Annotated in this window: 25 protein-coding genes and 1 other annotated feature; of the genes, 4 read left to right on the forward strand and 21 right to left on the reverse strand. The window is 27.9% G+C overall.

What is annotated here, in order from left to right; all coding sequences use genetic code 11:
* Positions 1 to 4: 4 nt before the first annotated feature.
* The 7 genes from ACN6I1_RS11935 to hpt form a co-directional block, all read right to left on the reverse strand.
* Positions 5 to 850 carry a phosphatase PAP2 family protein gene (locus ACN6I1_RS11935; RefSeq protein ID WP_419742052.1) on the reverse strand — a complete coding sequence of 282 codons (846 nt, stop codon included), beginning with the start codon at positions 848 to 850 and terminating at the stop codon, positions 5 to 7.
* A gap of 76 nt (positions 851 to 926) precedes the next feature.
* Positions 927 to 1,331, reverse strand: coding sequence for a hypothetical protein (locus ACN6I1_RS11940; RefSeq protein ID WP_419742053.1), 405 nt, complete (start codon positions 1,329 to 1,331; stop codon positions 927 to 929).
* Between the two features lie 12 nt (positions 1,332 to 1,343).
* Positions 1,344 to 2,183, reverse strand: a complete 840-nt coding sequence (locus ACN6I1_RS11945; protein WP_142729785.1) for a PTS system mannose/fructose/sorbose family transporter subunit IID — start codon at positions 2,181 to 2,183, stop codon at positions 1,344 to 1,346.
* Positions 2,173 to 2,940, reverse strand: coding sequence for a PTS mannose/fructose/sorbose/N-acetylgalactosamine transporter subunit IIC (locus ACN6I1_RS11950; RefSeq protein WP_021433910.1), 768 nt, complete (start codon positions 2,938 to 2,940; stop codon positions 2,173 to 2,175). Before ACN6I1_RS11950 ends, ACN6I1_RS11945 begins: the two co-directional genes overlap by 11 nt.
* A gap of 15 nt (positions 2,941 to 2,955) precedes the next feature.
* On the reverse strand, positions 2,956 to 3,432 hold the full coding sequence (gene agaB, locus ACN6I1_RS11955) for a PTS galactosamine transporter subunit IIB (protein ID WP_419742054.1): 477 nt from the start codon (positions 3,430 to 3,432) through the stop codon (positions 2,956 to 2,958).
* Between the two features lie 175 nt (positions 3,433 to 3,607).
* Positions 3,608 to 4,546 carry an ROK family protein gene (locus ACN6I1_RS11960; RefSeq protein WP_419742055.1) on the reverse strand — a complete coding sequence of 313 codons (939 nt, stop codon included), beginning with the start codon at positions 4,544 to 4,546 and terminating at the stop codon, positions 3,608 to 3,610.
* 102 nt (positions 4,547 to 4,648) lie between these two features.
* Positions 4,649 to 5,170, reverse strand: coding sequence for a hypoxanthine phosphoribosyltransferase (gene hpt, locus ACN6I1_RS11965; RefSeq protein ID WP_021429996.1), 522 nt, complete (start codon positions 5,168 to 5,170; stop codon positions 4,649 to 4,651).
* A gap of 222 nt (positions 5,171 to 5,392) precedes the next feature.
* Between hpt and ACN6I1_RS11970 the strand changes: the two genes are divergently transcribed.
* On the forward strand, positions 5,393 to 6,478 hold the full coding sequence (locus ACN6I1_RS11970) for a pyridoxal phosphate-dependent aminotransferase (RefSeq protein WP_419742056.1): 1,086 nt from the start codon (positions 5,393 to 5,395) through the stop codon (positions 6,476 to 6,478).
* 4 nt (positions 6,479 to 6,482) lie between these two features.
* Here ACN6I1_RS11970 and ACN6I1_RS11975 read toward each other — a convergent pair whose 3' ends face one another.
* From ACN6I1_RS11975 to uppS, 9 genes are all read right to left on the reverse strand, one after another.
* The gene (locus ACN6I1_RS11975) at positions 6,483 to 6,860 is read right to left on the reverse strand and encodes a YkvA family protein (RefSeq protein ID WP_419742057.1); all 378 of its coding nucleotides are present in this window, start codon (positions 6,858 to 6,860) and stop codon (positions 6,483 to 6,485) included.
* Between the two features lie 71 nt (positions 6,861 to 6,931).
* Positions 6,932 to 7,936 (reverse strand): aspartate--ammonia ligase, encoded by a 1,005-nt coding sequence (asnA, locus tag ACN6I1_RS11980; protein ID WP_419742058.1) that lies wholly within the window; start codon positions 7,934 to 7,936, stop codon positions 6,932 to 6,934.
* Between the two features lie 114 nt (positions 7,937 to 8,050).
* Positions 8,051 to 8,310, reverse strand: a binding site (T-box leader).
* A gap of 266 nt (positions 8,311 to 8,576) precedes the next feature.
* Entirely contained in the window at positions 8,577 to 10,289 is a 1,713-nt protein-coding gene (ptsP, locus tag ACN6I1_RS11985; protein WP_419742059.1) for a phosphoenolpyruvate--protein phosphotransferase, read from the reverse strand.
* Between the two features lie 81 nt (positions 10,290 to 10,370).
* Positions 10,371 to 10,631 (reverse strand): HPr family phosphocarrier protein, encoded by a 261-nt coding sequence (locus tag ACN6I1_RS11990; protein WP_021429993.1) that lies wholly within the window; start codon positions 10,629 to 10,631, stop codon positions 10,371 to 10,373.
* 59 nt (positions 10,632 to 10,690) lie between these two features.
* Complete coding sequence (locus ACN6I1_RS11995; RefSeq protein ID WP_025162726.1) at positions 10,691 to 11,896, reverse strand: patatin-like phospholipase family protein; 1,206 nt, start codon at positions 11,894 to 11,896, stop codon at positions 10,691 to 10,693.
* Between the two features lie 199 nt (positions 11,897 to 12,095).
* Positions 12,096 to 12,440 (reverse strand): hypothetical protein, encoded by a 345-nt coding sequence (locus ACN6I1_RS12000; protein ID WP_021430017.1) that lies wholly within the window; start codon positions 12,438 to 12,440, stop codon positions 12,096 to 12,098.
* 48 nt (positions 12,441 to 12,488) lie between these two features.
* Complete coding sequence (locus ACN6I1_RS12005; RefSeq protein WP_419742060.1) at positions 12,489 to 14,225, reverse strand: Eco57I restriction-modification methylase domain-containing protein; 1,737 nt, start codon at positions 14,223 to 14,225, stop codon at positions 12,489 to 12,491.
* A 110-nt stretch (positions 14,226 to 14,335) separates the two neighbouring features.
* Complete coding sequence (locus ACN6I1_RS12010; protein WP_220797571.1) at positions 14,336 to 15,121, reverse strand: N-acetylmuramoyl-L-alanine amidase family protein; 786 nt, start codon at positions 15,119 to 15,121, stop codon at positions 14,336 to 14,338.
* A gap of 72 nt (positions 15,122 to 15,193) precedes the next feature.
* Positions 15,194 to 15,838, reverse strand: a complete 645-nt coding sequence (gene uppS, locus ACN6I1_RS12015) for a polyprenyl diphosphate synthase (RefSeq protein WP_419742061.1) — start codon at positions 15,836 to 15,838, stop codon at positions 15,194 to 15,196.
* A 154-nt stretch (positions 15,839 to 15,992) separates the two neighbouring features.
* Here uppS and ACN6I1_RS12020 point away from each other — a divergent pair, with 154 nt between their 5' ends.
* Together ACN6I1_RS12020 and manA are read left to right on the forward strand one after the other, a co-directional pair.
* Entirely contained in the window at positions 15,993 to 16,460 is a 468-nt protein-coding gene (locus tag ACN6I1_RS12020) for a DUF4358 domain-containing protein (RefSeq protein WP_419742062.1), read from the forward strand.
* 132 nt (positions 16,461 to 16,592) lie between these two features.
* Positions 16,593 to 17,537 (forward strand): mannose-6-phosphate isomerase, class I, encoded by a 945-nt coding sequence (manA, locus tag ACN6I1_RS12025; RefSeq protein ID WP_419742063.1) that lies wholly within the window; start codon positions 16,593 to 16,595, stop codon positions 17,535 to 17,537.
* A gap of 41 nt (positions 17,538 to 17,578) precedes the next feature.
* Here the strand turns inward: manA and ACN6I1_RS12030 are convergent, their stop codons facing one another.
* Together ACN6I1_RS12030 and ACN6I1_RS12035 are read right to left on the reverse strand one after the other, a co-directional pair.
* Positions 17,579 to 18,100, reverse strand: coding sequence for an amidase domain-containing protein (locus ACN6I1_RS12030; protein ID WP_419742064.1), 522 nt, complete (start codon positions 18,098 to 18,100; stop codon positions 17,579 to 17,581).
* A gap of 4 nt (positions 18,101 to 18,104) precedes the next feature.
* A complete protein-coding gene (locus ACN6I1_RS12035; protein WP_419742065.1) occupies positions 18,105 to 18,638 on the reverse strand; it encodes a hypothetical protein in 534 nt (177 codons plus the stop codon).
* Between the two features lie 298 nt (positions 18,639 to 18,936).
* Here ACN6I1_RS12035 and ACN6I1_RS12040 point away from each other — a divergent pair, with 298 nt between their 5' ends.
* On the forward strand, positions 18,937 to 19,905 hold the full coding sequence (locus ACN6I1_RS12040) for an LCP family protein (protein ID WP_216561964.1): 969 nt from the start codon (positions 18,937 to 18,939) through the stop codon (positions 19,903 to 19,905).
* Between the two features lie 32 nt (positions 19,906 to 19,937).
* Here ACN6I1_RS12040 and ACN6I1_RS12045 read toward each other — a convergent pair whose 3' ends face one another.
* The 3 genes from ACN6I1_RS12045 to ACN6I1_RS12055 all read right to left on the reverse strand — a co-directional run bounded on the left by ACN6I1_RS12045 (position 19,938) and on the right by ACN6I1_RS12055 (position 24,098).
* On the reverse strand, positions 19,938 to 22,037 hold the full coding sequence (locus ACN6I1_RS12045; RefSeq protein ID WP_419742066.1) for a family 10 glycosylhydrolase: 2,100 nt from the start codon (positions 22,035 to 22,037) through the stop codon (positions 19,938 to 19,940).
* A gap of 101 nt (positions 22,038 to 22,138) precedes the next feature.
* Entirely contained in the window at positions 22,139 to 23,218 is a 1,080-nt protein-coding gene (locus tag ACN6I1_RS12050) for a glycosyltransferase family 4 protein (protein ID WP_419742067.1), read from the reverse strand.
* Positions 23,219 to 23,288: 70 nt separating this feature from the next.
* Positions 23,289 to 24,098, reverse strand: coding sequence for a PIG-L family deacetylase (locus ACN6I1_RS12055; RefSeq protein ID WP_419742068.1), 810 nt, complete (start codon positions 24,096 to 24,098; stop codon positions 23,289 to 23,291).
* Between the last annotated feature and the right edge of the window lie 12 nt (positions 24,099 to 24,110).

Consider the following 24,110-nt stretch of genomic DNA (forward strand, 5'->3'; position numbering starts at 1 on the left):
TTTATCATTCCTTCCAAATTTTATCGAATAAATATGGCGCTCCTGCAATTGCATATACCATCAACATAAAATATCTTAAATAACTACCTACATAGTTTTGAGGCATAATTAATTTTAAAATAGCATATACAGCTCCTAGACTTAGCAATCCAAATATATACCTAAATATTTTAGATTTTAAGCTAACATCTACTTTAAAATTTATACATTGTCTTTCTATTATATAACCAACAATAAATCCACTTAATAGTCCTGACATTTTTATGTACTCTATGCTATTTACAATAAATATACCTAATATCATAGGGATTACTATTATCATAAAATAACTATACTTTTGACTTTCTTCAATTTTTATTATTATACAATTGCATATAATAGTGAAAAATATTCCGAAAAACCATCCAAATAATACGTCAACAGGCCAATGGACACCTAAATATAATCTTGATAACCCTATACATATAAACATTATTGTACCAAATAAATACATGTACTTATTTTTTAATATATTCATTATACTAACCCAAAAAGTAGTTCCTATTTGAGTATGACCACTTGGAAATGAATACCCTGTTGCAGTTGATGTTCTCATAGATTTAATTCCTTCAACACCTATTGGTCTTGGAGATTTAAAATACTCTTTTACTCCAGTATTTAATGCTATATTTCCTGTTAATGCAAAAAGTAATCTTGCTCCATACTTTTTATTTATACACCAGTATAGAATTGAAGCTAATACTAAAATAACAGGTATCTCTGTGCTCATAGTTATTATTAAAAATATCGTATCTAATATTGGATTATTAAAAGATTGTACATACTTTAATATTTCAACTTCCATATTCATTTTTAATATCACCCTCCTTTTAAAAATAAATATAATTATTATTATATAGAAAAAGAGTAGCCTAAGCTACTCTTTATTATATCCCGTCTTCGCAAAACTCAATTATTTTCTTTTTTGGTTTTATGCTATTTATTCCTGTTTCTTTTATTAAATCAATGTCTATTTGGCAACCTAACGACTCCATCATAGTAGATTCAACTACCATAGGCAAATTAGTTCCGCAAAACACTTCTATATTTTTATTTTCTAATTTTAACTCACTACTAACCTTAAATGGAGTTCCCCCTGCTAAATCTGTAAATATATATGTTTTTGTTTCTATATTTTCATTAACTAAGGACTGTATTTCTTCTTTTAAATCTCTTGGAGTCTTTTCTTCAGTAAAATCAACTACTTTTAAAAATTCATATTCTCCTACTATTAAATTTAAACTACTTTTTATTCCTGATGCAAACTTTCCATGCCCTGTTATTATAATCAATTCAACTTCCTCCTAAAATAATCCTATATACGCTCCTAATATACCTATTGCTACCATTATTAATATATTTACAAGCGGGCTTACATTTTTCTTAACCAATCCGTACATTCCAAAAGTCAATCCAAGAGGTAATATTTTAGGCATTATTCCATCTAGTATTTCTTGTACCTTCAAAGTAGTTTCTCCTATCGGAATTTCCGTTACTATATTTATATTTACATAAGAAGCTATAAGTGCACCTACAACGATCATACCTAATATTGTTGCAGCTCTTGTAAATTCTTTTGCATTTTTAGTCAATCTTGTAATACCATCAACTCCAGCTTTATACGACCAATGCATTAGCCCAAATCTTAATCCTAAATGAACAACATTAAACATTAATAAGAAGACTATAGGCCCTGCTATACTTCCTTGAAGTGCTAAGTTTGCTCCAACTCCTGCTGCAATTGGGAGTAATGTAAACCAGAATATCGCATCTCCTATTCCACCTAAAGGTCCCATAGCTGCAACTCTTAAAGATCTTATAGTTTGTACATCTGATTTCTTTTGCTCTAAAGATAATATAATTCCCATAACGAAAGTTATTAAAAATGGATGACAATTAAAAAATTCTAAATTATGTTTCATAGAAGTTGCTAAGTCGTCTTTATTTTTGTGTATCTTTTTAAGCCCTGGTAATATAGAGTATAACCATCCTCCAGCTTGCATTCTTTCATAGTTAAATGATGCCTGTAAAAACATAGATCTAAAAGCCATTTTATTTAAAGTCTTCTTATCTAATGTTTCTCCTTCGTTTTTGTCTATATACTCAGTATGAATTATTGATTTTTGTTCTATATTAGATGCCATCACTCATACCTCCTCCGACATTTTTAGTTTTTACACTAATATTAAAGTCATATATAGCAACTACTAACCCTACTATAGCTAACGCTAAAAGTGGTAAGTTTAAATATGCAACTAATACAAACCCTAACATCATGAATATAGCATAATCTTTACTTAACATAACTTTAAGTAACATTGCAAATCCTAGTGCAGGCATCATTTTTCCTGCTGCAGTTAATCCAGTCCAAACTTGTTCTGGTAAAACTCTTGTCAATGTATCTCCTATCGCTTGACCTGCTAATAATCCAGCCAAAACAATTAATGCAAATGATATTCCTAATATTGCCATAGCCATATAGTTTACTTTATCTATTCCCTTTGGATTAGCTTCATTAGCTGCCTTATCGCATAATCCCATTAACGGAGACATTACTGTAAATAGAGCTGTTACTGCATATTGACCTAATAATGCAAATGGTATTGCAAGTGGTAATGCTGCACTAGTGTCTAGTCCTGATGTAATTGCAAATACAGTAGCCATAATTCCACCTATAACCGCATTTGGAGGTTGTGCTCCTCCAACTGGCATAGCTCCTATCATCATAAGTTCATATGATCCACCAACTATAAGTCCTGTGTTTAAATCTCCCATTATAGCTCCAACTATTGGCCCCATAACTATAGGTCTATATAAAGACTCTAAAAAGTTAAATTGGTCAATAGCTGCTATAAAAGTTACAATTAGTATAAGAACAATCTGCATAAAACCTAATTCCATGACTTTACCCCTTTCTTATTTGAATAATTCATCTATACTTTCAGCAGATTCACTAGGAATTCTCCTGATTTCTAGCTCTACACCTAATGCTTTAAGTTTTTTAAATGCGTCTACATCATTATCATCTACACAAACTGCTTTAGAAACTTGTCTTTTACCTTGAGCCATATGCATATTTCCTATATTTACTTTTTTTATAGGAACGCCTCCCTCAACAAGTTTTAAAACATCTTGTGGAGTTTCACAAATTATAGCAATGTGCTGAGATTCACTAGCTCTATTTATTATATTTATTGTTTTTTCTATAGAAAAATATCTTGTTTGAGCAAAACTTGGAGCTGCCATATCCATTAATCCCTGTCTAAATTCATTTTTTGATACTTCATCATTTGCTACTAATAATAAATTAGACCCCACACTAGAAGACCACATAGTCGCTACTTGACCGTGAATAAGTCTATTGTCAATTCTTGTTAAAACTATATTTGGCATAATATCATCCCCCTTAGATTTTTTATGTAATTGTTTAAATACTTGTGTTTATACTTAATTTTACGTAGGTAACTTGTCCTTTATTATAATTTTTTGTGTAATTTAAATATATTTGAGCAAAAAAAAAGAGAAGTACTAAACTTCTCAAAATCATTAATATATTTATTATAAAATTTTAGTTTAAAAATGCTGCCCCAACTATACCTGCATCTGCACCTAACGTTGCTATTACAATGTCTGCGAAGTCTTCATTTTTATAAATTATATACTTTCTAACTAATTCATCTAATCCATCTAATATTATATCTCCAGCTCTTGATACTCCTCCACCTAAAGATATAACTTCTGGGTCTAATGTATTTATCATACCTGCAATAGCTTTCGCTAAATACTCTTTGAATCTGTTTATAGTTTCAATAGCAACTTTATCGTTTAATCTATATGCATCAAATACATTTTTAGCATTTATGTTCTCTATATTATTATTAGCTAATTCTAGTATTTTACTATCATTGCCTTCTTCTATTAATTTTTTAGCATACTTTATAATAGCTGTAGCTGAACAAAAAGTTTCTAAGCATCCATTATTTCCACAGTTACAATCAAAATAATTAGTGTCTACTATAACATGACCAATTTCAGACCCCATATTATGTGCTCCATTGAAAACTTTCCCATTTATTATTATTCCTCCACCTACTCCAGTTCCTAAAGTATACATAACACCTACATCGCAACCTTTCATACTTCCAGCTTTAGCTTCTGCCAAAGCTGCAACTGTAGCATCATTTTCAGCGTATACATTTGTTTCTGGAAACTTAGACTTTAAAGTATTTATAAAATCTTCTTCCTTCCAACCTAAGTTAACACATGTGACTTGCCCCTTTTTATTTATAAAACTAGGAACTCCAAATCCAATTGACTTAATTTCCGAAATTTGAACATCGTTTTCCTTTAACATGATTCTTACGAGTTGATTAATATCTTCCATTATTTTTTCAAATCCACTTAAAACATCCGTTGGACATTCTTTTCTAAAAAGAATTTGCCCATTTTCATCTACTACACCAGCTTGTACTCCTGTACCACCTATGTCTACACCTATATAGTACATATTCATATCCCCCTTATTTTATAATTAAGTTCTATTTATAATTTTATTATACAATCAATCTTAATTATTTAAAATATGTTTTAAAAAAATAATAGTAGAAGATTACTCTCCTACTATTCCTATATATGGTAAGTTTCTATATTTTTCTGCATAGTCAATTCCATATCCAACTATGAACTTGTCTTCTATAACAAATCCCACATAGTCAACATGCATATCAACTTTTCTTCTTTGTGGCTTGTCTAATAACGTACATAATTTTAAAGATTTTGGATTTCTAGTTTTTAATGCTGCCACTAAATTGCTTAATGTTAATCCGCTATCTATTATATCTTCAACTATTAAAACATTTTTACCCTCTATATCTACATCTAAGTCTTTTAATATTTTAACTGTTCCTGAAGATTCTGTTGAGCTTCCATAGCTTGATACACTCATAAAATCTATATTAACATCTAAGTTTATATTTCTTATTAAATCAGCAACAAATACACTCGCACCTTTAAGTATACCTACTACTAATAATTCTTGTCCTTTAAAATCTTCCTCTATTCTTTTTCCTAGTTCTTTAACTTTCGTTAATATCTCTTCTTCACTTATCATTACACCTGTAACCTTGTACATAATTGTACCTCCAATTTACCGTATATTAATATATATCATTATAACATATACTTTAAATAATTTGTGAATATTTTTTTATTTTATTTGATAATAATTCGTGTTTATTTCTTATCCTTATTATTCCCTTCATATATTTTTATTTTTTACGTATTAGTTATATATTATATGCAAATTATTATATATAATTATTATTGTAATCAATATTTTAGGAGGACTATTAAAATGAGTACAAACCATGGTGCTAACTTATACGACCTATCAAATAAATTAGGTTTTAAAAAAAATGAATTAAAAGATTTTAGTTCAAATATAAATCCATTAGGCTCTTCTAGTTTAGGTAAAAAAGCTATTGTAGACAATATAGATATGGTATCTATATATCCTGACCCAAACTACTATAACCTAAAGAATTCAATATCAGAATATTGTAATTGTAATATAAAAAATATAGTATTAGGAAGTGGTGCAACTGAACTTATTTCATCATTTATAGAAATAGTTAATCCAAAAAAATCAGTTTTATTATCTCCATCATATTCTGAGTATGAGAAAGAGTTAAACAAAGTAAATTGTGAAATACATAAATTCTTTTCAAAAAAAGAAAATAAGTTCAAAGTAGACGTAGATGAGTTTATAGATTACATAAACATAAGTAAGTGTGATTTAGTTGTTATTTGTAACCCAAATAATCCAACTGGATTTGCATTTACTAAAAATGAAATTAAAAAAATATTAGAAAATACAAATGCCTTTTTAATGGTTGATGAAACATATATTGAATTTACAGATACACAAACTTATTCTTCTACACATTTAGTTGATAATTTTGGTAAGTTATTTGTAATAAGAGGTACCTCTAAATTTTTTGGTACACCTGGTATAAGGCTTGGCTATGGACTTACATGTAATTCTCAAGTACAAGATTCAATTGAAAATCATATAGACCTTTGGAACATAAATACATTAGCATCTGTTATGGGTGAAGTTATGTTTACTGACGTAGACTTTATAAATACTTCTAGTTCTATATTAAAATGCGAACGAGAGTTTTTATTAAGAGAGCTTTCTTCAATTGAAGACTTAGAAGTGTATCATAGCGACGGTAATTTTATACTTAGTCAAATTAAAACAAAAAAAATAACAGCATCAAAGTTAAGAGAAGCTCTAATTGAAAAGAAATTTATAATAAGAGATTGTAAGTCTTTTGAAGGGTTAGATGAATATTTCTTTAGAATTTGTACTTTAAATCATGATGATAATGTTTTATTGATAGAGTCTTTAAAATATATATTCAAAAATGAAGAGTAGTAATCTACTCTTCATTTTTTATTGTAAAATCTACTCCCTCAATTATATTTGGGTCATAGCTTTCTTTTTTATATTTTTCTATTTCTTCACTAATTATACCTAAACTCCATAACAGTACAAATAAATCATCTACAAAACCAAATACTCCAGTTATCATCTCTGGGATAAAGTCTATTCCCGATACAAGATATGTTATAGCTATAAAAATTGCAGATGTAACTTTGGCTTTACTTATTATATTAACCGCTTTATCTGTAAAAAAGTCAGGTAATTTAAATAGATTAATTATAAACATTATTCCAAACTTAGCATCTTTAAATCTTACTAAAACTTTTTTTAATATATCTAAAAGTATATCTAAAATTCTCATTAATACTTTCATAATTACCACCCCTAAAGTTATAACTTAAAACTATTATAACTCATAGAGCATTTTTCTTAAACATACAATTTTTACAATAAGTTAATACCAGATTGCTCACATTTTTTTATCATATCTTTCGGCCATATACCTACTTGAACTTCACCTATATGGGCTTTATTTAGAAAATACATACAAATTCTAGATTGACCAATTCCTCCACCTATAGTGTATGGCAATTCTCCTTTTAATAAAGACTTATGATATTCTAATTCTTTTCTATCTTCACACTTAGATAACTTTAATTGCTTTTCTAAGCTTTTTTCGTCTACTCTTATACCCATAGATGAAAGTTCTATCGCATTATCTAATACTGGGTTATAAAATAATATATCTCCATTTAATTCCCAATCGTCATAATCTGGACTTCTTCCATCATGTTTGTCTCCTGTAGATAATACTTTACCTATTTGCATTAAAAACACAGCGCCTTTTTCTTTTACAATTTTATCTTCTCTTTCTTTTGGCGTTAAACTCGGATACATATCTAAAAGTTCTTGAGATGTTATAAATGTAATCTCTTCAGGTAAAGTTTTTTGTATTTCTGGATATATACTACTTACATGTTCTTCAGTTTCTTTAAAAACTGAATAAATATTTTTTACAATACCTTTTAAAGTACCTATGTTTCTTTCTTTTTTATCTATTATTAATTCCCAATCCCATTGGTCAACATATATTGAATGAATGTTATCTAATTCTTCATCTTTTCTAATAGCATTCATATCTGTATATAATCCTCTTCCTATTGAAAATCCATATTTTTTCAAAGCCATTCTCTTCCATTTAGCTAAAGAGTGAACTATTTCTGCATTTTTCTTTATATCTGGAACTTCAAAACTTACAGCTTTTTCAGTTCCATTTAAGTTATCGTTTGTTCCTGTCTCCGGTAGAACAAATAATGGTGATGATACTCTTGTAAGTTTTAATGTTTCTCCTAGTCTACTTTCAAAAAAATCTTTTAAATCTTTTATAGCTTGTTGTGTTTGAATCACTTCTAATTTTGATTCATATCCTTTTGGTATTATTAAACTCATATTAATACTCTCCTTTATATTTTTTATTTTAGAGAGTATGACGTCATACATTTTTAACTTATAGTGTGGCCATCACTATTTATTGCATAAAAAAAACTCTCATCTCTATATAAATATAGGGACGAAAGTTTATATTTCCGCGGTGCCACCCTGATTAACCTGAATATATTATCAAGTTCTCTCAAATAACGCAGCAAGACAAATCTTAGTGCGTTCCAACTTGATAACGGTTTGGTTCCGTCTAAGCCTACTCTTTAAAATTTCGGTTAGCAACTCCAGGATGTTCTTCAATATAGGCTTCGTGTTGGACTCACACCATAACCAACTCGCTCTTGACTACTTCCTATATATACTCTTCCTTTCAACGTCTTTTTAAAAGATTTGAAATTGTTTAAAGTAATTCTATTTCAATATATGATTTATGTCAACTAAAATTTCTTGCCAAATCATTTTTTATAATTTAATTAAATATATAATTTGTTATTTTCTTATTTTTTTATATTGTTTTTACTCCAATTAACTTTATTTTTTATTCCATTTTATGTTTTTTAATTTATTTTCAAAAAACTTTATTTTTTCAGAATTTTTCTTCAAAATAAAAAAGCTACTATATTTATAGTAGCCTTTTTTATTTAAGATATTACATATTGAAAGTTTTATCTACGTAAGCTTTTATCTCTTCTGCTGTTCCCATAGTTAATACTTCATTAGCAAATTTTTTCATATCTTCATATTTAACAGAAGTTATGAACTTTCTAGCTGGAAGTATAGATATTGGAGACATAGAGAACTCATCAAGTCCCATTCCTAAAAGAATAGGTATCATTCTTTGATCTCCTGCAGCTTCTCCACACATTCCTACCCATTTACCTTCTTTATGAGCATTATCTATTACCATTTTTATAAGTCTTAATACAGCTGGATTAAATTGATTGTATAAATAGCTTATTTTTTGGTTCATTCTATCTACTGCACAAGTGTATTGTATTAAGTCATTAGTTCCTATAGAGAAGAAATCTACATGTTTAGCTAATATATCTGATATTACTGCTGCAGATGGTATTTCTATCATCATTCCAACTTCTACATCTTTAGAATATTCCATTCCTTCAGCATCCATTTCAGCTAAAACTTCTTTTATTATCTCTTTAGATTTTAATAGTTCTTCTAAAGAAGATATCATAGGGAACATTATTCTTAATTTTCCATGTACACTAGCTCTATATAAAGCTCTTAATTGAGTTTTAAATATATCTGTTCTATCTAGACATAATCTTATAGCTCTATATCCTAAAAATGGATTCATTTCTTCGTCCATTTTGAAATATTTTAATTCTTTATCCCCACCTATATCTAATGTTCTTATTACTATAGGTTTTCCATTCATACCTTCAAGAACTGCTTTATATGCTTCATATTGTTCTTCTTCACTTGGGAAATCATCTTCCTTATCCATGTATAAGAACTCAGTTCTATATAGTCCTACACCTTCTGCATCATTTTTTATTAATCCTTCTAAATCATTAGGGCTTCCGATATTCCCTGCAAGCTCTACATGTCTACCGTCAAGAGTTATAGAAGTCTTTCCTATCAATTGTTTTAACGCTTCTTTTTCTTCATCGAACTTAGCCTTTAAATCTCTATACTCATTTATAACTTTTTCATCTGGATTAACTATAACTTGTCCTGTTTCACCATTGAATACTATAAAATCTCCATCCTTAACTTTTTCAGTTACATCACTTAAGCCTACTACTGCAGCTATCTCTAATGTTCTAGCCATTATAGCAGTATGAGAAGTTCTACCACCTATATTAGTTAAGAATCCTAAAACCATTTTTTTATTCATTGTTGCAGTATCTGATGGAGTTAAGTCATGAGCTATTAATATAACTTCTTCAGATAAAGCTGATAAATCTACAACTTTTATCCCTAATATATGTCTTAAAACTCTATTTGTAACATCCTTGATATCCGCTGCTCTTTCTCTCATATATTCATTGTCCATTGACTCAAATATACTTACAAACATTTCTTTAACTTCGTTTAACGCAAAGTCAGCATTTACCTTTTCATCTCTTATTTTAGCTATAGTCTGATCTATTAATTCTGGATCTTGTAAAACTAATAGGTGAGCTTCAAATATTTCAGCTTCATGTTCCCCTAATTCAACTTTAGCTCTTTCTTTTACTTGCTCTAACTCTTTTTTTGACTCTTCTACTGCAGCTTGTAACTTTTCAACTTCAGTCTCAACATTTTCTATGTTTTTTTTCTCTATATTAAGTTCGCTATGTTCTATAACCAAAGCTTTTCCTAAAGCTACTCCTGGTGATGCTCCTGTTCCTTTATACATATATGCGTCCTCCCATTGTCTTGTGTATACATTATATATATTCAACAAACCTCGGTTTTCACCGAGGCTTTTTATTTTTTATTATTCACCAAATCCGCTTTCTATTAACTCAACTAATGCGTTAACTGCTGATTCTTGATCTTCTCCATTAGCAACTACAACAACTTCATCTCCTTGAGCTAATCCTAAACTCATTATTCCCATTATTGATTTAGCATTTACAACTTTATCTTTTGCCTTTATCTCTACTGTTGATTTGAACTCAGATGCTTTCTTTACAAACATTCCTGCTGGTCTAGCATGTAATCCACTTGCATTTTTGATAGTTACTATTTTTTCCATTGTAATACCTCCATAGATTTCATTTGTTATATTCTGATATAAATATTTGCAATATTAATTTATGCCTTTATATCATTTATTATTATATTTGTTAAAAGTTTAGTAAACCTATTCCTATGAATTGTAATTATAGGTCTAGTTTCAAAACTAGATTCCCAATTCACATTAGAATTCATATTAGTATTTACTACTTCTACTACCTTATTAAAATCATATAAGTTTGTTCTATTTATATTATTTTCCTCAAGCTTTTTCTCATATATGCAATAAAATAAATCTTTATACGAGAAGTCTTTTGGTAAATTTAAACACTCTCCTAATTTTGGAATTATGTTTTCTAAAAGTGTTCTTTTACTTATATCTCTTTTTATGTTCAATGCCTTTGTTAATGATTCTATAGTTTCTTTGCTCAAGTTGCTTAACTTGTAAAAACAATAATCATCATCATATTTATATTCCTTGTTGAAATAATATCTTAGACCATCATATCTGTCAAAGGTTTTCATAGCATCAAAATACCCTAGCTTAATGTTTTTACTTACATTGTCTGGATCTAAGTTTAGACACCCTCCTAGAGATTCTGACGGTACAATTATCTTCATGTTCACATCTTGATGGTGATTTAAATTTATCTTTCCAAATAAATCATCAACTAGTCTTATAACAACAATATCTTCATATCCTTTTTCTCTCAATAAACTTACAGGTATATTATTATGAAATAAACCATCTAAAAATAATTTATCGTCTAATTTATCTAGTTTAAATATAGGCAAGCTAGCACTTGCAATTAGATAGTCTAGCAATTTTCCTTTTTCAATATTTTCTAAGAACATAGGACTTGGAATTATTTTTCCATCCCATACAACTGTTACTAACCCAAAATCTTTATTGGAATTTCTTATAATATCTTCATCTATGGTCTTTTCTAATAAACTTCTAAATGGACTTATATCTATTCCTTTATTTTTTCTAGCTTTATTTATAAGAGATATCACTCTATTTATATTTTTAGGAGTAAAGTCAACATTTTTTATATTGTGATATGTTTCCTCATCCACATCCATAAAATGAGTGTAGTCATACTTAGTCCATATCTCTTCTAGTACCTCTAGGTTATTTTGGACTATATACGCTCCATTCAAGGCTCCTATAGAAGTTCCTGCAACACCTTTAAATTCTATCCCTAACTCTCTTAACGCCTTATATGCACCTAACTGGTAAGCACCCTTTGTGCCTCCACCTTCAAGTACTAATCCTTTCATAAATATCACCTTATATAAGTTATAAAGATATATCTTCCTAAAAACAAATATATTACAAGTTTCTCCCTATTTCAAGTAAAAATTATATTTTTTTATAATATTTATTCAATTTTAATTTTATGTTAGATTCTAAAAATAACATAGAAGCTTGTATTTTTAGCATTTCACTAAATTAAATATGCAAAATTTACTATTTTTACTATTTCACATCTAAATCACTATTTACTATTTTCACTACTTTTAAGAACATCTTTTTCTCTATGGGATTTAGCTTTATATTTGACATTATATAGTTATTAGGGTCTATTAAATATATCTTTTTATAACCAGTTTTATAAAACATCATACAAACATTTTTAATATCAGAAAAATTATCTGCATCAAATGGATCTACATCTATTATTAAATTATACTTAGATGTTTTTATTCCCTTTATTTTATCTTTATAATCATTTACAAACGTTTTTATTTCATTGCTATTTAAATATCCATTAACTTTTATATACACTTTACTATTTTCACCTAAAACCTGAGTATATATCATAATTTCCCCCCTGTAAAATACATTTACTATGAATATATGTATATATTCTTAATTTAGTGAATTTAGATTCAATGATTTTTTTATTAGCTCTTCTATTTCTTGTTGTAAATAATTTATCTCTTCATTTACTTTATTATCAAATTTAATATTTTTTATAATTTGTTTTGATAAATTTTCTATTTCTAAGTAATTTTCATCTTTAAAAATACTTATTTCCATAACTTTGTTCGGATAATAATCATATAAATTTTTACCCATCTTTTTTGCAAATACCTTAAAATAATTATCATATATCTTTGAATTTAATAATCCTAATAAATATTCATATGAAAATTCTTCTTCATACTCTTTTTTTATACAAAATGAATATACATCAGCACTGCAAAAACTATCATTTTCATCAATAGCAAATTTATTTTCATTTGACTTATATGGGTACATTATCTTTTTTCTTTCAAACATTGATTTATCTCTACCCCATTGTAATTGATACCATTTGCGAGTATTTTTCTTACATTCTCTTCTATTTTGCAATTTATTTTTATAATTTTGTATGTATTTTATAGATTGTATATAATTATTTATATCATTTATATCATCACTATATATAAGTTTTAAGTCACTTTTTTCTATATAATATTTCTTAATATTTTTATTTTTAATCCAATTTTTCACTATATCTTTTTCTATATTATTACATTGTATTTCATTATTTTTTATAACAAATGCTTTATCACATCCAGTTATAATTCCCTGAAAACTTATACATATATCTTTTAGTTTATATTTACAGCTCTTTTCTATAACGTTATATAAATTTACATTTTCCTTTTTATCTATAATCCACTTTTCACTCATATCACTTTGATTCATATGTATTTTAGTAAAATAGTCACTAAACTTTAGAGTTGATTTGATATCATCTATAAATTTCAATTTAATATTATAGTTGGTAATCCTATAAAAATCAAAACTCGAATCTATATATTTTGACTTTTCCATGGTAAATATACAACTTGCTACATTTGCATTTTTAAATACATTAAATCCATTAAAATCTATAATTTCTTTAATTTTAACATTATTAATGATATAGTTTCTTAAATTTTCTCCACTTGTGCTTTCCAAAAAATATCTTGGAGTTATTATACTTGCAACTCCATTTTTTTTAAGTAAGTCAATTATACGTTTATAAAAACAAAAATAAATGTCTGCTTTATCCTTATATACGTCACCATAATTTTTTATTAATTGCTTTTTATATTTCATAGTCAAATTTTTATGTCCTATATAAGGAGGATTTCCTATTATATAGTCAAACTTCTCACCCCAGAATGTTTCTTTCAAAGTATCATCTATTCCTTCATACATCAAACTATCAAAACAGTATATATTAAATTTAACAGTAGATGAATCTACCTCTTTATTCCTCAAAGAATATTTCAAAACATTTACTGCATTTTGATCTATATCTATACCATATATACAATTTTTAATTATATGTTCATGTATATTTTCAATATTAAGATCATTTTTTATAACTTCAAACTTTTTATACAAAACATCATATACCTCTAGTAAAAAATTTCCACACCCACAAGACATGTCCAATATTTTAGGAGATGGATTCTTGTTAAAATCATGTTCTGTCAAAATTTTATTAACAATATAATCTATTACATATTTAGGAGTATAATAAATCCCCAAAGCTTTTTTTTCATTTTCACTTAAACTATTTTCATATAAATCAGATAAATAGTAGTTATTACAATTTAGAATCTCCATATAACTTCCCCCTAGAAAATACACTTTCTAGCTACCATTATATCAAAGTTTGAATTAATTAATATATAATTAAACATAAATAAAAAGAAGTATATATTATATACTTCTTTTTATTTATGTTTAGAGTCTATGTATCTTAGTATTCCTTGAGCTATACCCTCTGCCATTTGATTTTGGTAACTTGAGTCACTAAGCTTTTTTTCTTCTTCCTTATTACTTATAAATCCAGCCTCAACTAAAACTGATGGCATTTCTGTCTCTCTTAAAATTTCTAAGTTAGAAGGATAAATACCTCTATTTTTAGTATCTAAATATAAGCATATTGTATCTTGTATAGATTTAGCTAATTTTTCTGATCCATCAATATTATTTGACTGATAATATGTCTCTGTTCCAAACGCGGATCTTCCTCCACTTTCTGAATTTAAGTGTATTGAAACAACCATATTTACCCCTTGCTCATTAGCCATTTTACTTCTTTCTTCTAAAGATACATATGTATCTTCTGTCCTAGTTAGAATAACTTCTAAATCTTCATATTGAGATAAATCGCCTGCTACTTTTTTTGCAATTTCTAAAGATATATTTTTTTCTAAGCTGCCATCTACTCCCTTAGCTCCTGCATCATTTCCTCCATGTCCAGGATCTATCAATATCTTAATTTTCCCTTTTGATTTGTCTTCATCTAAGCTAAGATGTTCAATTTCAGTATTGTCTTGAGCTTTAGTCTCATTGCTTTTAGAATCAGTTTTTGTTTTATCTTCACTCGTTGACCCTGTTAACATCTTTAACCCAAACATTATTGAAAATATAATTGCTAATAATAAAAATACTAAAATTAATAGTCTTGATTTTTTTATTCTTTTTCTCTTAACAGTTTTTTTCTTCTTTGCCATACATCCACCCTTCTACTCTATAATTCAGGTTAATTTTAGCATTTTTCGATTATATTTTCAATATGACTAACTTTATCCGCCTAAAGTAATATCTTGTTTGCTATACCAATTTATTGCTTCATGTATATGGTTGTGTTTAAAATCTGGCCAGTAATCATCTAAAACATAAAAATCTGCATATATAGATTGTACAGGTAAAAAACCACTTAGCCTTCTTCTTCCACCCCATCTTATTATTAAATCTAATCTAGATACGTCAAAAGACTGTATGTATTCATGTATATTGTTTTTATTATTTCCTTTAGCCTTAGATAATGTATTTAGGTCCCAATGCCACCCATAGTTAACTAACAAATTAGCTTTTATTTGCCCATCCTTAGCCTCTGTACGACTAGTATATGGAATTAGTTCCTTTGGGAACATCGGCGAACTCGTATTTCCTATAACCAGTAAAGATGCTCCTTCGTCTACTAACATCTTAGCTGCATTTACACACGCATCAGTAAAAGCTTTGGTCTGGGGTGCAGGTCTCTTTGTATTATCCGTAGTAAATCCATAAAATGTAACTTCATCTACGCCTATATCTCTGCATACCCTGTATGCTTCAAGTCCTGGGTCTAGTCCATTATCATACCCTTTGTCTTTAGTAAGGCCATTAGATTCAGCCCACCTTCTATTTCCATCTGGTATTATTCCTACATGTTTTGGAATTCTCATTTTAATCACCTCTTGATGTGAATTATTGACACATATAGAAATTTTACACAATTTAAAATATTTTATTAAAATTTTTAAAATTTTCAATAAAATAACTCCATTATTTATTATATTTATAGTAAACTATAAATATATTTTTATTCGGAGGTATTATATGAGGAAAAATTTGTTTTTAGTTTTTTTACTTTTTACTTTTTTACTTGTAGGTTGCTCTTCTAAATCAGATATTAAAGATGTACCTGTAAGTGAAATTAAAGATGCTATATTAAAAAATAATCTTTTAGACGTAGATCCTTTAAATTATATTCCCGCTTCAGAATTCCATGCTCTTAGTTCTGTAAAAAATGATATTAACGAAGGCTTTATGTTAAGTGCTATGATAAATGTTAAATTAAGAGATGTCATAGTTATTAAAACTGATAATCCTGAAGTTGTAATTAAAGCTTTAGAAAAATATAAAAATAATTCACTAAAACTATTTGCTGACGGATATGGTGGAGAAGATAATATGGAAAGTGTCTCAAATTCAATATTAAAGACAATAGGCAACTATGTATATTTTATAGCTACTCCAAACGCTGATGAGATTGAAAAAGTAATTTTAAATACTATTCAGAAATAACAATTGATCTATCTGATTTATTCTGTTAGTTAGCTATTAGTAGTTTAAGGACATCTAAGTCTTGTTGTTTTTTTTATTAAATATATTATATAATCACTTTAGATATATTATTTTAATTTTAGGAGGGTATTCATGGAACCGTTATTTTTAAAACCATTGTTTATGTACAGAATATGGGGAGGAACTGCATTAAGAGATAAGTTTAACTATGAAATTCCATCTGAAAATACAGGTGAGTGTTGGGCTATAAGTTCTCATGAAAATGGAGATTGCGAGATTACAAATGGAAAGTTTAAGGGGATGACTTTATCTAACTTATGGTCTAATCACAAAGAACTATTTGGAAATATGCCCGGAGATAAATTTCCACTACTTACAAAAATCTTAGATGCTAATGATAATTTATCAGTTCAAGTTCATCCTGATAATGAGTATGCTAAGAAAAACGAAAACGGAGAATTGGGTAAAACTGAATGCTGGTACATAATAGATTGCGATGATGATGCTGAAATGATTTTTGGACACAATGCTAAATCTAAAGAAGAGTTAGAATATATGATTTCAAATAACAAATGGAGTGACTTACTTAAAAGGGTTAAGGTTAACAAAGGAGACTTTTTCTATGTTCCTAGCGGAACAATACATGCTTTATGCAAGGGAACTTTAGTTTTGGAAACTCAACAAAATTCTGATACTACTTACAGAGTTTATGATTATGATAGAGTTGACTCTAATGGGAATAAAAGAGAACTTCATGTAGATAAATCTATAGCTGTTACTACAGTACCTCATGTTGAAAATAAACCTGACTACAACATTCTTGAAAACGATAACTTTAAACTTACAACATTTGTAAGCAATGAGTTTTTTAGTGTTCATAAATTAGATGTTTTCACCGAGTATAGTTCAATTCAAGATAAGTCATTTGAATTATATAGTGTAATAGATGGTGACGGAAAACTAGTATCAAATTCAAATGAATATAGTTTAAATAAAGGCGATAACTTTATATTACCTAATAACTTTGGAGAATTTAAACTAATAGGTAATTTACAATTAATAATTTCTCATATGTAGTTAAAGAGGGATGCATATTTATTTTAATACATCCCTTTTCCTTATTTATAATACCCTAATATCTTTATATATCTTCTCTCTCCTTCTTTTTCACTTAAAGGAAAATCTATCAAATCATCTGTATGCTGACATATTAAGTAATCTAATAAGTAATTTCTATCATCTAATATTACTTCACTTATTATCATTGTATGATATGCACTACCTTTATATATTAATTGAACTAAATCTCCTTTTTCTAACTCATCATAATCTGCTAGCACTGCATATATACCGTAATTTTCTGTTTTGTATTGATTGTTATTTAAAACATATCTACCAAATGCATCTGCAGACGTCCAAGTTGGAGTTCTACTAAAATCACTATACCAATACCATTTATGCATTATATCTTTCCCTTCATGATCAAGTGGTATGTCACCTGCATGTATGCACTGAGATATATAATTAGTACAGTCCCCTCCCCATGGGTCATAGTCTTTATATTTAGGATTTCTGTATAAAGCCCACGTTCTAGCATAATCAACTGCTGACTCTCTATCATATTCATTTAGAAATCTCATATTTTCACTCCATTATATAACTTTTAATGTAATTTGATATGTCACTTTCATTATCTTTAAAATTAATTTTAATTTCATCTATATCGAATGTATCTTTATTTTCATATGAAGAAAATACTATAGATACGTAGTCCTTTGTTATATAAAATTTTTGGTCTATATTCTTATCTATAAGATCTGCTTTATTGAAAATATCTTCTATTAATAATTCTCTCTTTCTTTTAAGATCAAAATTATAAGTATTTATATAATTTATTATTTTGTTAGAATTGTATAGTTCCGAAAATATTATAGATATACTAATTATATTATTTTTATTAAGATGTACTTTAAAAGCTACAAGAATAATTGTATTATCGCTAGAATACATATATTCTTCTTCTGAAACTTCCTTAAAAATTAATATATCATCGTATATTTTCTTATTTATATATTCTATGAATGAATTATTATTTAAATTTGTTATTACAGGATATTCTATTATGCAGTTTAAATTCTCGTACTCCTCATCTATATATGATTTATCTATTTTTAGCATCAAAATAGCCTCCTGTCTTTTAAGTATATTATTATGTATGCTTATTTCCTAAATTGTGTTATATTTTTCTGATATTTCGGTACTAAAATTATGCTTATCGTTTAACATAATATAAATATTTCAAAGTTTCAAAATAGTGTAGTATAATGCTTAAAATAAGTCATTGTGAAATTTGTCATTCATATATAAATTATGTCAATATTGTTACATATTTTGTAATATTTAGTGTATTGAATATATGTTCATAGTTTAATATAATTAGGTGTATGCTAAAAATAGTTAGAAAGAAGGGATTATTTTGTCGAATTTAAAAAAATTCGTTATTGCACTTTTGCTTCTGGTTGTATTAATACCAGCAGGTGCATTTGGTTATATATACTTTAAATTAAATAGTATGTATGACAGTTCTTCAGATACAAAAACACTTACTAAAACTGATTACAAAGCAGAAAAAGGAATAACTAACATTTTATTAGTTGGTACTGATGGAAGAACATTAGAGGAGGCTTCTAGATCAGATTCTATGATGATTCTTACTATAGATAACAAACATAAAAGCGTAAAGTTAACATCTTTAGCTAGGGATACATATGTTAATATTCCTGGGCATGGTGAACAAAAACTAACACATGCTTACGCTTATGGAGGAATTAATTTATTAGTAGAAACAATAGAGTCTAACTTTAAGCTAGATATTCAAAACTACGCTATAGTTAACTTCTTCTCATTTATGGATATCATCGATACTTTAGGTGGAGTTGTCGTTGATGTTAAAGATAGTGAAATTAATGAATTAAATAAATTTATACCTGAATGCTATAATTTTGATAAAAACTCTAACAAAGGTGACCTTAAGTTAATAGAGCATTCTGGTAATCAAAAACTAAATGGATATCAAGCACTAGCTTATGGTCGTATTAGAAAAAATGATAGTGCATTAGAAAGAGATAGACGTCAAAGAGCTCTTATGGAAGGTATGTTTGAAGGAGTTAAAAACTTACCAGTAACTAAATATCCAGAATTAGTTGATACTATACTACCTTATATAAAAACAAATATGAAACCAACTACTATTTTATCGCTTGGAAGTTCAGTTTTAGCTATGGGCGGATTAAATATTAAGACATTAGAATTCCCTATGGAAGAATATAGTAATGGTGGAATTTATGGAAATGCCGGATGGGTTTGGCGTTATGACGAAGATAAATGCCTACCTATTTTACATGACTTTATGTTTAATGATGTTATGTACCAAAAAACAAACTAGAAAAAAGCACTTACATTCGTAAGTGCTTTTTTCTAGTTTAATAATTCTACAACTCTTTTAAATGAGTTCTCATTTATATCATCCGCAATCTTATATATTAGATTAGTACTTTTTTCACTTAATACTCTTTGTTGATAATTACTTACCTCATTTCCTACCATAACTATTGGAGATTTCAACTTGGCAGCTAATGGTCCTGCAGTAAGTGCATCTACAAGAGGATCACTTTTAGATACAAATAAAGCATTATAACTACTTTCATTATAGAATTTTTCAATTACCTTTGCATTAGTTTCCTGTCTATCAATTCCACCTAATCGATTTCCCTTTACGTCATTCGATGTTATTCCATTTACCTTTTCTATTATATTATCTCCTACTACTTCCTCATCACCAATAAAATATGCATTTTTTATTCCTTTTGATTTTATCCAATTATAAACTTCATCTTCCATTTTATAAGTGTCTGTTAATATTATCGGTTGAACTTCTTCACCTGCATGAGATGCTACAGAAAGTGCATCAGCTTCTTTAAATCCATTAGCCAAATATATATTCTCTATAGGTTTATATTTTGCTATTTCTTTAGCTATTAATAAAGCTGTTTCATACCTATCAATTCCACCTATTCTATTTACACTTAAATTTGATATATTTCCTTTTAATATATTTATTAAGTTATCTCCAGTTACATCATCTGTACCTATCAATACCACTTCACTTGGATTTAATCGTTTGATTTCATCCATTGTTGATTTTGGCACATCATTTCTATTTGTTAATAGTATCGGACAATCATATAATGACGCTAATGGTGTAGCCGCTATGCCATCTATCATAGAATATCCATTAACTAATATAACCTTATTAGCTCCATCTTTCCAACCCTCTTTACTTATTGCTGTAGCAGTTTCAAAACGAGTTTCACCTGCTAAAGTTTTTATTTCTTTATTTTCACTATCTTTTATATATAAAGTTTTTAAGTCTTCTTGAAGTTTTTTATTGGATATAATATCTTTTGCAGAGAAATACATACTTCCTTTTATATTTGAATATTGTCTATTTAAATTTACCTGCTGTATTATTTGTCCTGCAATATCCTGACCTACCCAATCTCCAGTTCCTTGTTTATATATACCTTGTCCTATATATAAATTCACATTACTTCCGCTTACTTCATTCGCCCACCAGCTAACTAATTTTGAATAATCTGCTACTGAGTATCCAATAGGCCAATATAATTGTGGAGTAACGTAATCAATTAGATTATTTTTTATCCAATATCTAGTATCTGCATATTGAGTAGAATAACTTTCACTACCTCTTGTATCCGAACCTGTTGGATCACTTGATTTATTCCTCCATATCCCCGATGGACTTACTCCAAATTTAACGTTAGGTTTAATTGACTTTATAGAAGTTTTTACATCTTTTAATAAATTATTTACATTTGATCTTCTCCAGTCACCTTTTTCCATACCATTTCCATACTTATTGTAGGTTTGGTTATCTGTAAAGTTTGAATCTGGATAGAAATAATCATCAAAGTGAATTCCATCTACATCATAATTGCTTACAACTTCATTTACAGTGTCAACTATATGCTTTCTAACTTCAGGTAATCCTGGATCATAATATAATTTATTATTGTACGATATAACCCACTCTGGATGTAATTTTGCAGGGCTATTTGCTGCTAACTTATTAAAATCAGTCCCACTTGTAGTAACTCTATATGGATTAAACCATGCATGTATCTCCATGTTTCTTTTATGAGCTTCTTCAACAGCAAATTTTAATGGATCATACCCTGGGTCTTTTCCTGCAGTTCCAGTAAGAACATCAGACCATGGATTTATAGATGACTTATATAATGCATCTGCTTTAGGCCTTACCTGTAAAACAATAGTATTGATTCCTGTTTCTTTTAACTTATCTAACATATTAATCAGTTCTTGTTTTTGCATTTGAGGATTGTTTTTGCTATTACTACTTGGCCAGTCTAAATTATAAACAGTTGATACCCATGCTGCACTCATCTCGTCTGTTTGTGCACTTGAATTAACTCCTGTTATCATAAATAAACTTAACCCAATCAAAAAAGAAATTAAGTATTTTTTCATCAGTTTCATATTTCTCCCTATTTTTTCATTTTTTTCCTTTAAAATATATCACAAATTGTCTATTTTTGCAAAATAAAAGTAGGGATTTGATTAAAATCAAATCCCTACTTTTATAATACTTTGCTATATAGATTTTTTATTATTTTAAAATTCTCATTAACGTCTAGTTCTTTACACACAAATTCTCTAGCTGAAATCCCCATATCTTGTCGTTTTCTTTCATTTTTTATTAATTCTATAATCGCATCTCCAAGTTCTTCTACATTTTTGCTATTAACTAATATAGAACTCTCTCCTTCTTTAGTTGCTTCTGGCAATCCTCCTACATTAGTTGCTATTACAGGAATACCGCAAGCTTCTGCTTCAACAGCAGCTACTCCAAAGCTTTCTTTTAATGAAGGAAATACAGCTATATCAAATTTATTAAAAATATCTACTATATCAGCTTGATCTACATACCCTATAAATTCAACATATCTATCAATTTCTAATTCCTTACTCAAATTTTTCAAGTATTGTTTTTTACTTCCATCTCCACCTATTATCAACTTTAATTCTCTATCTGGGAAATAATCCTTTACATATTTAAATGCTCTTATAAGGTAATCTATACCATACTTATCCTCTAATGTTTTTATAGTTCCTATAACAATTGAGTCTTTTTTTATTTCCTTTTTAAGTGGTTTAAAAAAGTTTACGTCAACTCCAAAAGGTGTTATATGTATTTTTTTGTCAGTATACAGTGATGTTTCTTCTGCCATAGCCTTACTTGTAGACAAAACTATATCAGCTTTTTTTAAATTATACTTTAATATATGTTTATTTATAATGTTTAGCCTAGGAAATTCATAAATATCTGTTCCCCATACAGAAAGTATGTATGGCTTAAAATTAATTAAACTGCCTAAAAGCCCATAACTACTAGCAAAATGAGCATGTACAATATCAGGGTTAATAGACTTTACTATGCTCTTTATTGTTTTTATAGATTTTAAATATCCTATTTTTTTAAAAGTTTTTTCATTCTTCAACTTTTTAACTTCGTAATCTAAGCTATATACAATCGCACTATCAAGCTCACCTTCATTTAAAGATATAACATATATTTCATATCCATGTTTTGAAAAATAGTCACAAAATTTTTTAGTATGAGTACTCGATGCATCCGCTAAGTAACAAATCTTTTTCATCTTAATCTATCCTTTTCTTATCTGAAAAATCTATTTTATAAAATTAACAAAATTAATTATAACATAAATTTTACTTTTTTATATTGTAATAATAAGATACAAATCCATCATTATCTAAATCTTTTTCTATTTCATTAAATAACTGACTTACGGAATGCTCTCCTATTGCGTAATGTTGATGCTTAGGGTCAAAATTGGTGTATGAATACATGCTTCTTTTAATTTGGTTACTATTCGTTGGATAGTAATTTTCTAGTTTTATATTTTTATTTTTTTTCTCAAAATTTTCACGTACGTAAAACTCCACAAAAAGATCAAGGTTATTTATTTTACCTTCATCATAAAGTTCCTTCGCTGCTATCCCTAAAGTATAATGATCATTATGTCCTCCCTCAACGTTTTGTGACATATTTGATATAGTAAATACTTTTGAATTTGGATATTGCTCTAAATAATCAGATATAATGGCTTTAGCCCTCTCCTTATCTAAAGTTCCATCCTTAACTGCAAACCTAGAAATATGAATATTATTTTGTTTAACTCCTAACGAAGTTAGTGCCTGCTTATACTCCTGATCTCTTAATCTCGTAAATTCAGTCTCGCTTATTTTAAAGTCGTGCCTTTCATTATGAATATTACATACAGCTCTTCCATTTAACAAATTTTCACGAATAGATGACGATATACCATCTGTAGACAGTATAACATGTACATCATATCCATCTTTTATATATCTCTGGATAGCAGGAGAAAAAGTCAAAGTTTCATCATCTTGGTGAGGTATAAAAAACAAAGCTGTTTTTTTAGGCATACTAGTAAATATTAAATATATTAGAACCAATATACATATTAAAATACCTATTATCTTTTTTATTTTCAATCTTTTTCCCCC

Source organism: Paraclostridium dentum (assembly GCF_048568265.1).
In the GTDB taxonomy this organism is placed as follows: Bacteria; Bacillota; Clostridia; order Peptostreptococcales; family Peptostreptococcaceae; genus Paraclostridium; species Paraclostridium dentum.

Excerpts from the sequence above, each read along its gene's own strand:
- ACN6I1_RS11935 (WP_419742052.1), bottom strand. The coding sequence starts at position 850 with ATGAATATGGAAGTTGAAATATTAAAGTATGTACAATCTTTTAATAAT.
- ACN6I1_RS11945 (WP_142729785.1), bottom strand. The coding sequence starts at position 2,183 with ATGGCATCTAATATAGAACAAAAATCAATAATTCATACTGAGTATATA.
- ACN6I1_RS11950 (WP_021433910.1), bottom strand. The coding sequence starts at position 2,940 with ATGGAATTAGGTTTTATGCAGATTGTTCTTATACTAATTGTAACTTTT.
- agaB (WP_419742054.1), bottom strand. The coding sequence starts at position 3,432 with ATGCCAAATATAGTTTTAACAAGAATTGACAATAGACTTATTCACGGT.
- ACN6I1_RS11960 (WP_419742055.1), bottom strand. The coding sequence starts at position 4,546 with ATGTACTATATAGGTGTAGACATAGGTGGTACAGGAGTACAAGCTGGT.
- hpt (WP_021429996.1), bottom strand. The coding sequence starts at position 5,170 with ATGTACAAGGTTACAGGTGTAATGATAAGTGAAGAAGAGATATTAACG.
- ACN6I1_RS11970 (WP_419742056.1), top strand. The coding sequence starts at position 5,393 with ATGAGTACAAACCATGGTGCTAACTTATACGACCTATCAAATAAATTA.
- ACN6I1_RS11975 (WP_419742057.1), bottom strand. The coding sequence starts at position 6,860 with ATGAAAGTATTAATGAGAATTTTAGATATACTTTTAGATATATTAAAA.
- asnA (WP_419742058.1), bottom strand. The coding sequence starts at position 7,936 with ATGAGTTTAATAATACCAAAAGGATATGAATCAAAATTAGAAGTGATT.
- ptsP (WP_419742059.1), bottom strand. The coding sequence starts at position 10,289 with ATGTATAAAGGAACAGGAGCATCACCAGGAGTAGCTTTAGGAAAAGCT.
- ACN6I1_RS11990 (WP_021429993.1), bottom strand. The coding sequence starts at position 10,631 with ATGGAAAAAATAGTAACTATCAAAAATGCAAGTGGATTACATGCTAGA.
- ACN6I1_RS11995 (WP_025162726.1), bottom strand. The coding sequence starts at position 11,896 with ATGAAAGGATTAGTACTTGAAGGTGGAGGCACAAAGGGTGCTTACCAG.
- ACN6I1_RS12000 (WP_021430017.1), bottom strand. The coding sequence starts at position 12,440 with ATGATATATACTCAGGTTTTAGGTGAAAATAGTAAAGTGTATATAAAA.
- ACN6I1_RS12005 (WP_419742060.1), bottom strand. The coding sequence starts at position 14,225 with ATGGAGATTCTAAATTGTAATAACTACTATTTATCTGATTTATATGAA.
- ACN6I1_RS12010 (WP_220797571.1), bottom strand. The coding sequence starts at position 15,121 with ATGGCAAAGAAGAAAAAAACTGTTAAGAGAAAAAGAATAAAAAAATCA.
- uppS (WP_419742061.1), bottom strand. The coding sequence starts at position 15,838 with ATGAGAATTCCAAAACATGTAGGAATAATACCAGATGGAAATAGAAGG.
- ACN6I1_RS12020 (WP_419742062.1), top strand. The coding sequence starts at position 15,993 with ATGAGGAAAAATTTGTTTTTAGTTTTTTTACTTTTTACTTTTTTACTT.
- manA (WP_419742063.1), top strand. The coding sequence starts at position 16,593 with ATGGAACCGTTATTTTTAAAACCATTGTTTATGTACAGAATATGGGGA.
- ACN6I1_RS12030 (WP_419742064.1), bottom strand. The coding sequence starts at position 18,100 with ATGAGATTTCTAAATGAATATGATAGAGAGTCAGCAGTTGATTATGCT.
- ACN6I1_RS12035 (WP_419742065.1), bottom strand. The coding sequence starts at position 18,638 with ATGCTAAAAATAGATAAATCATATATAGATGAGGAGTACGAGAATTTA.
- ACN6I1_RS12045 (WP_419742066.1), bottom strand. The coding sequence starts at position 22,037 with ATGAAACTGATGAAAAAATACTTAATTTCTTTTTTGATTGGGTTAAGT.
- ACN6I1_RS12050 (WP_419742067.1), bottom strand. The coding sequence starts at position 23,218 with ATGAAAAAGATTTGTTACTTAGCGGATGCATCGAGTACTCATACTAAA.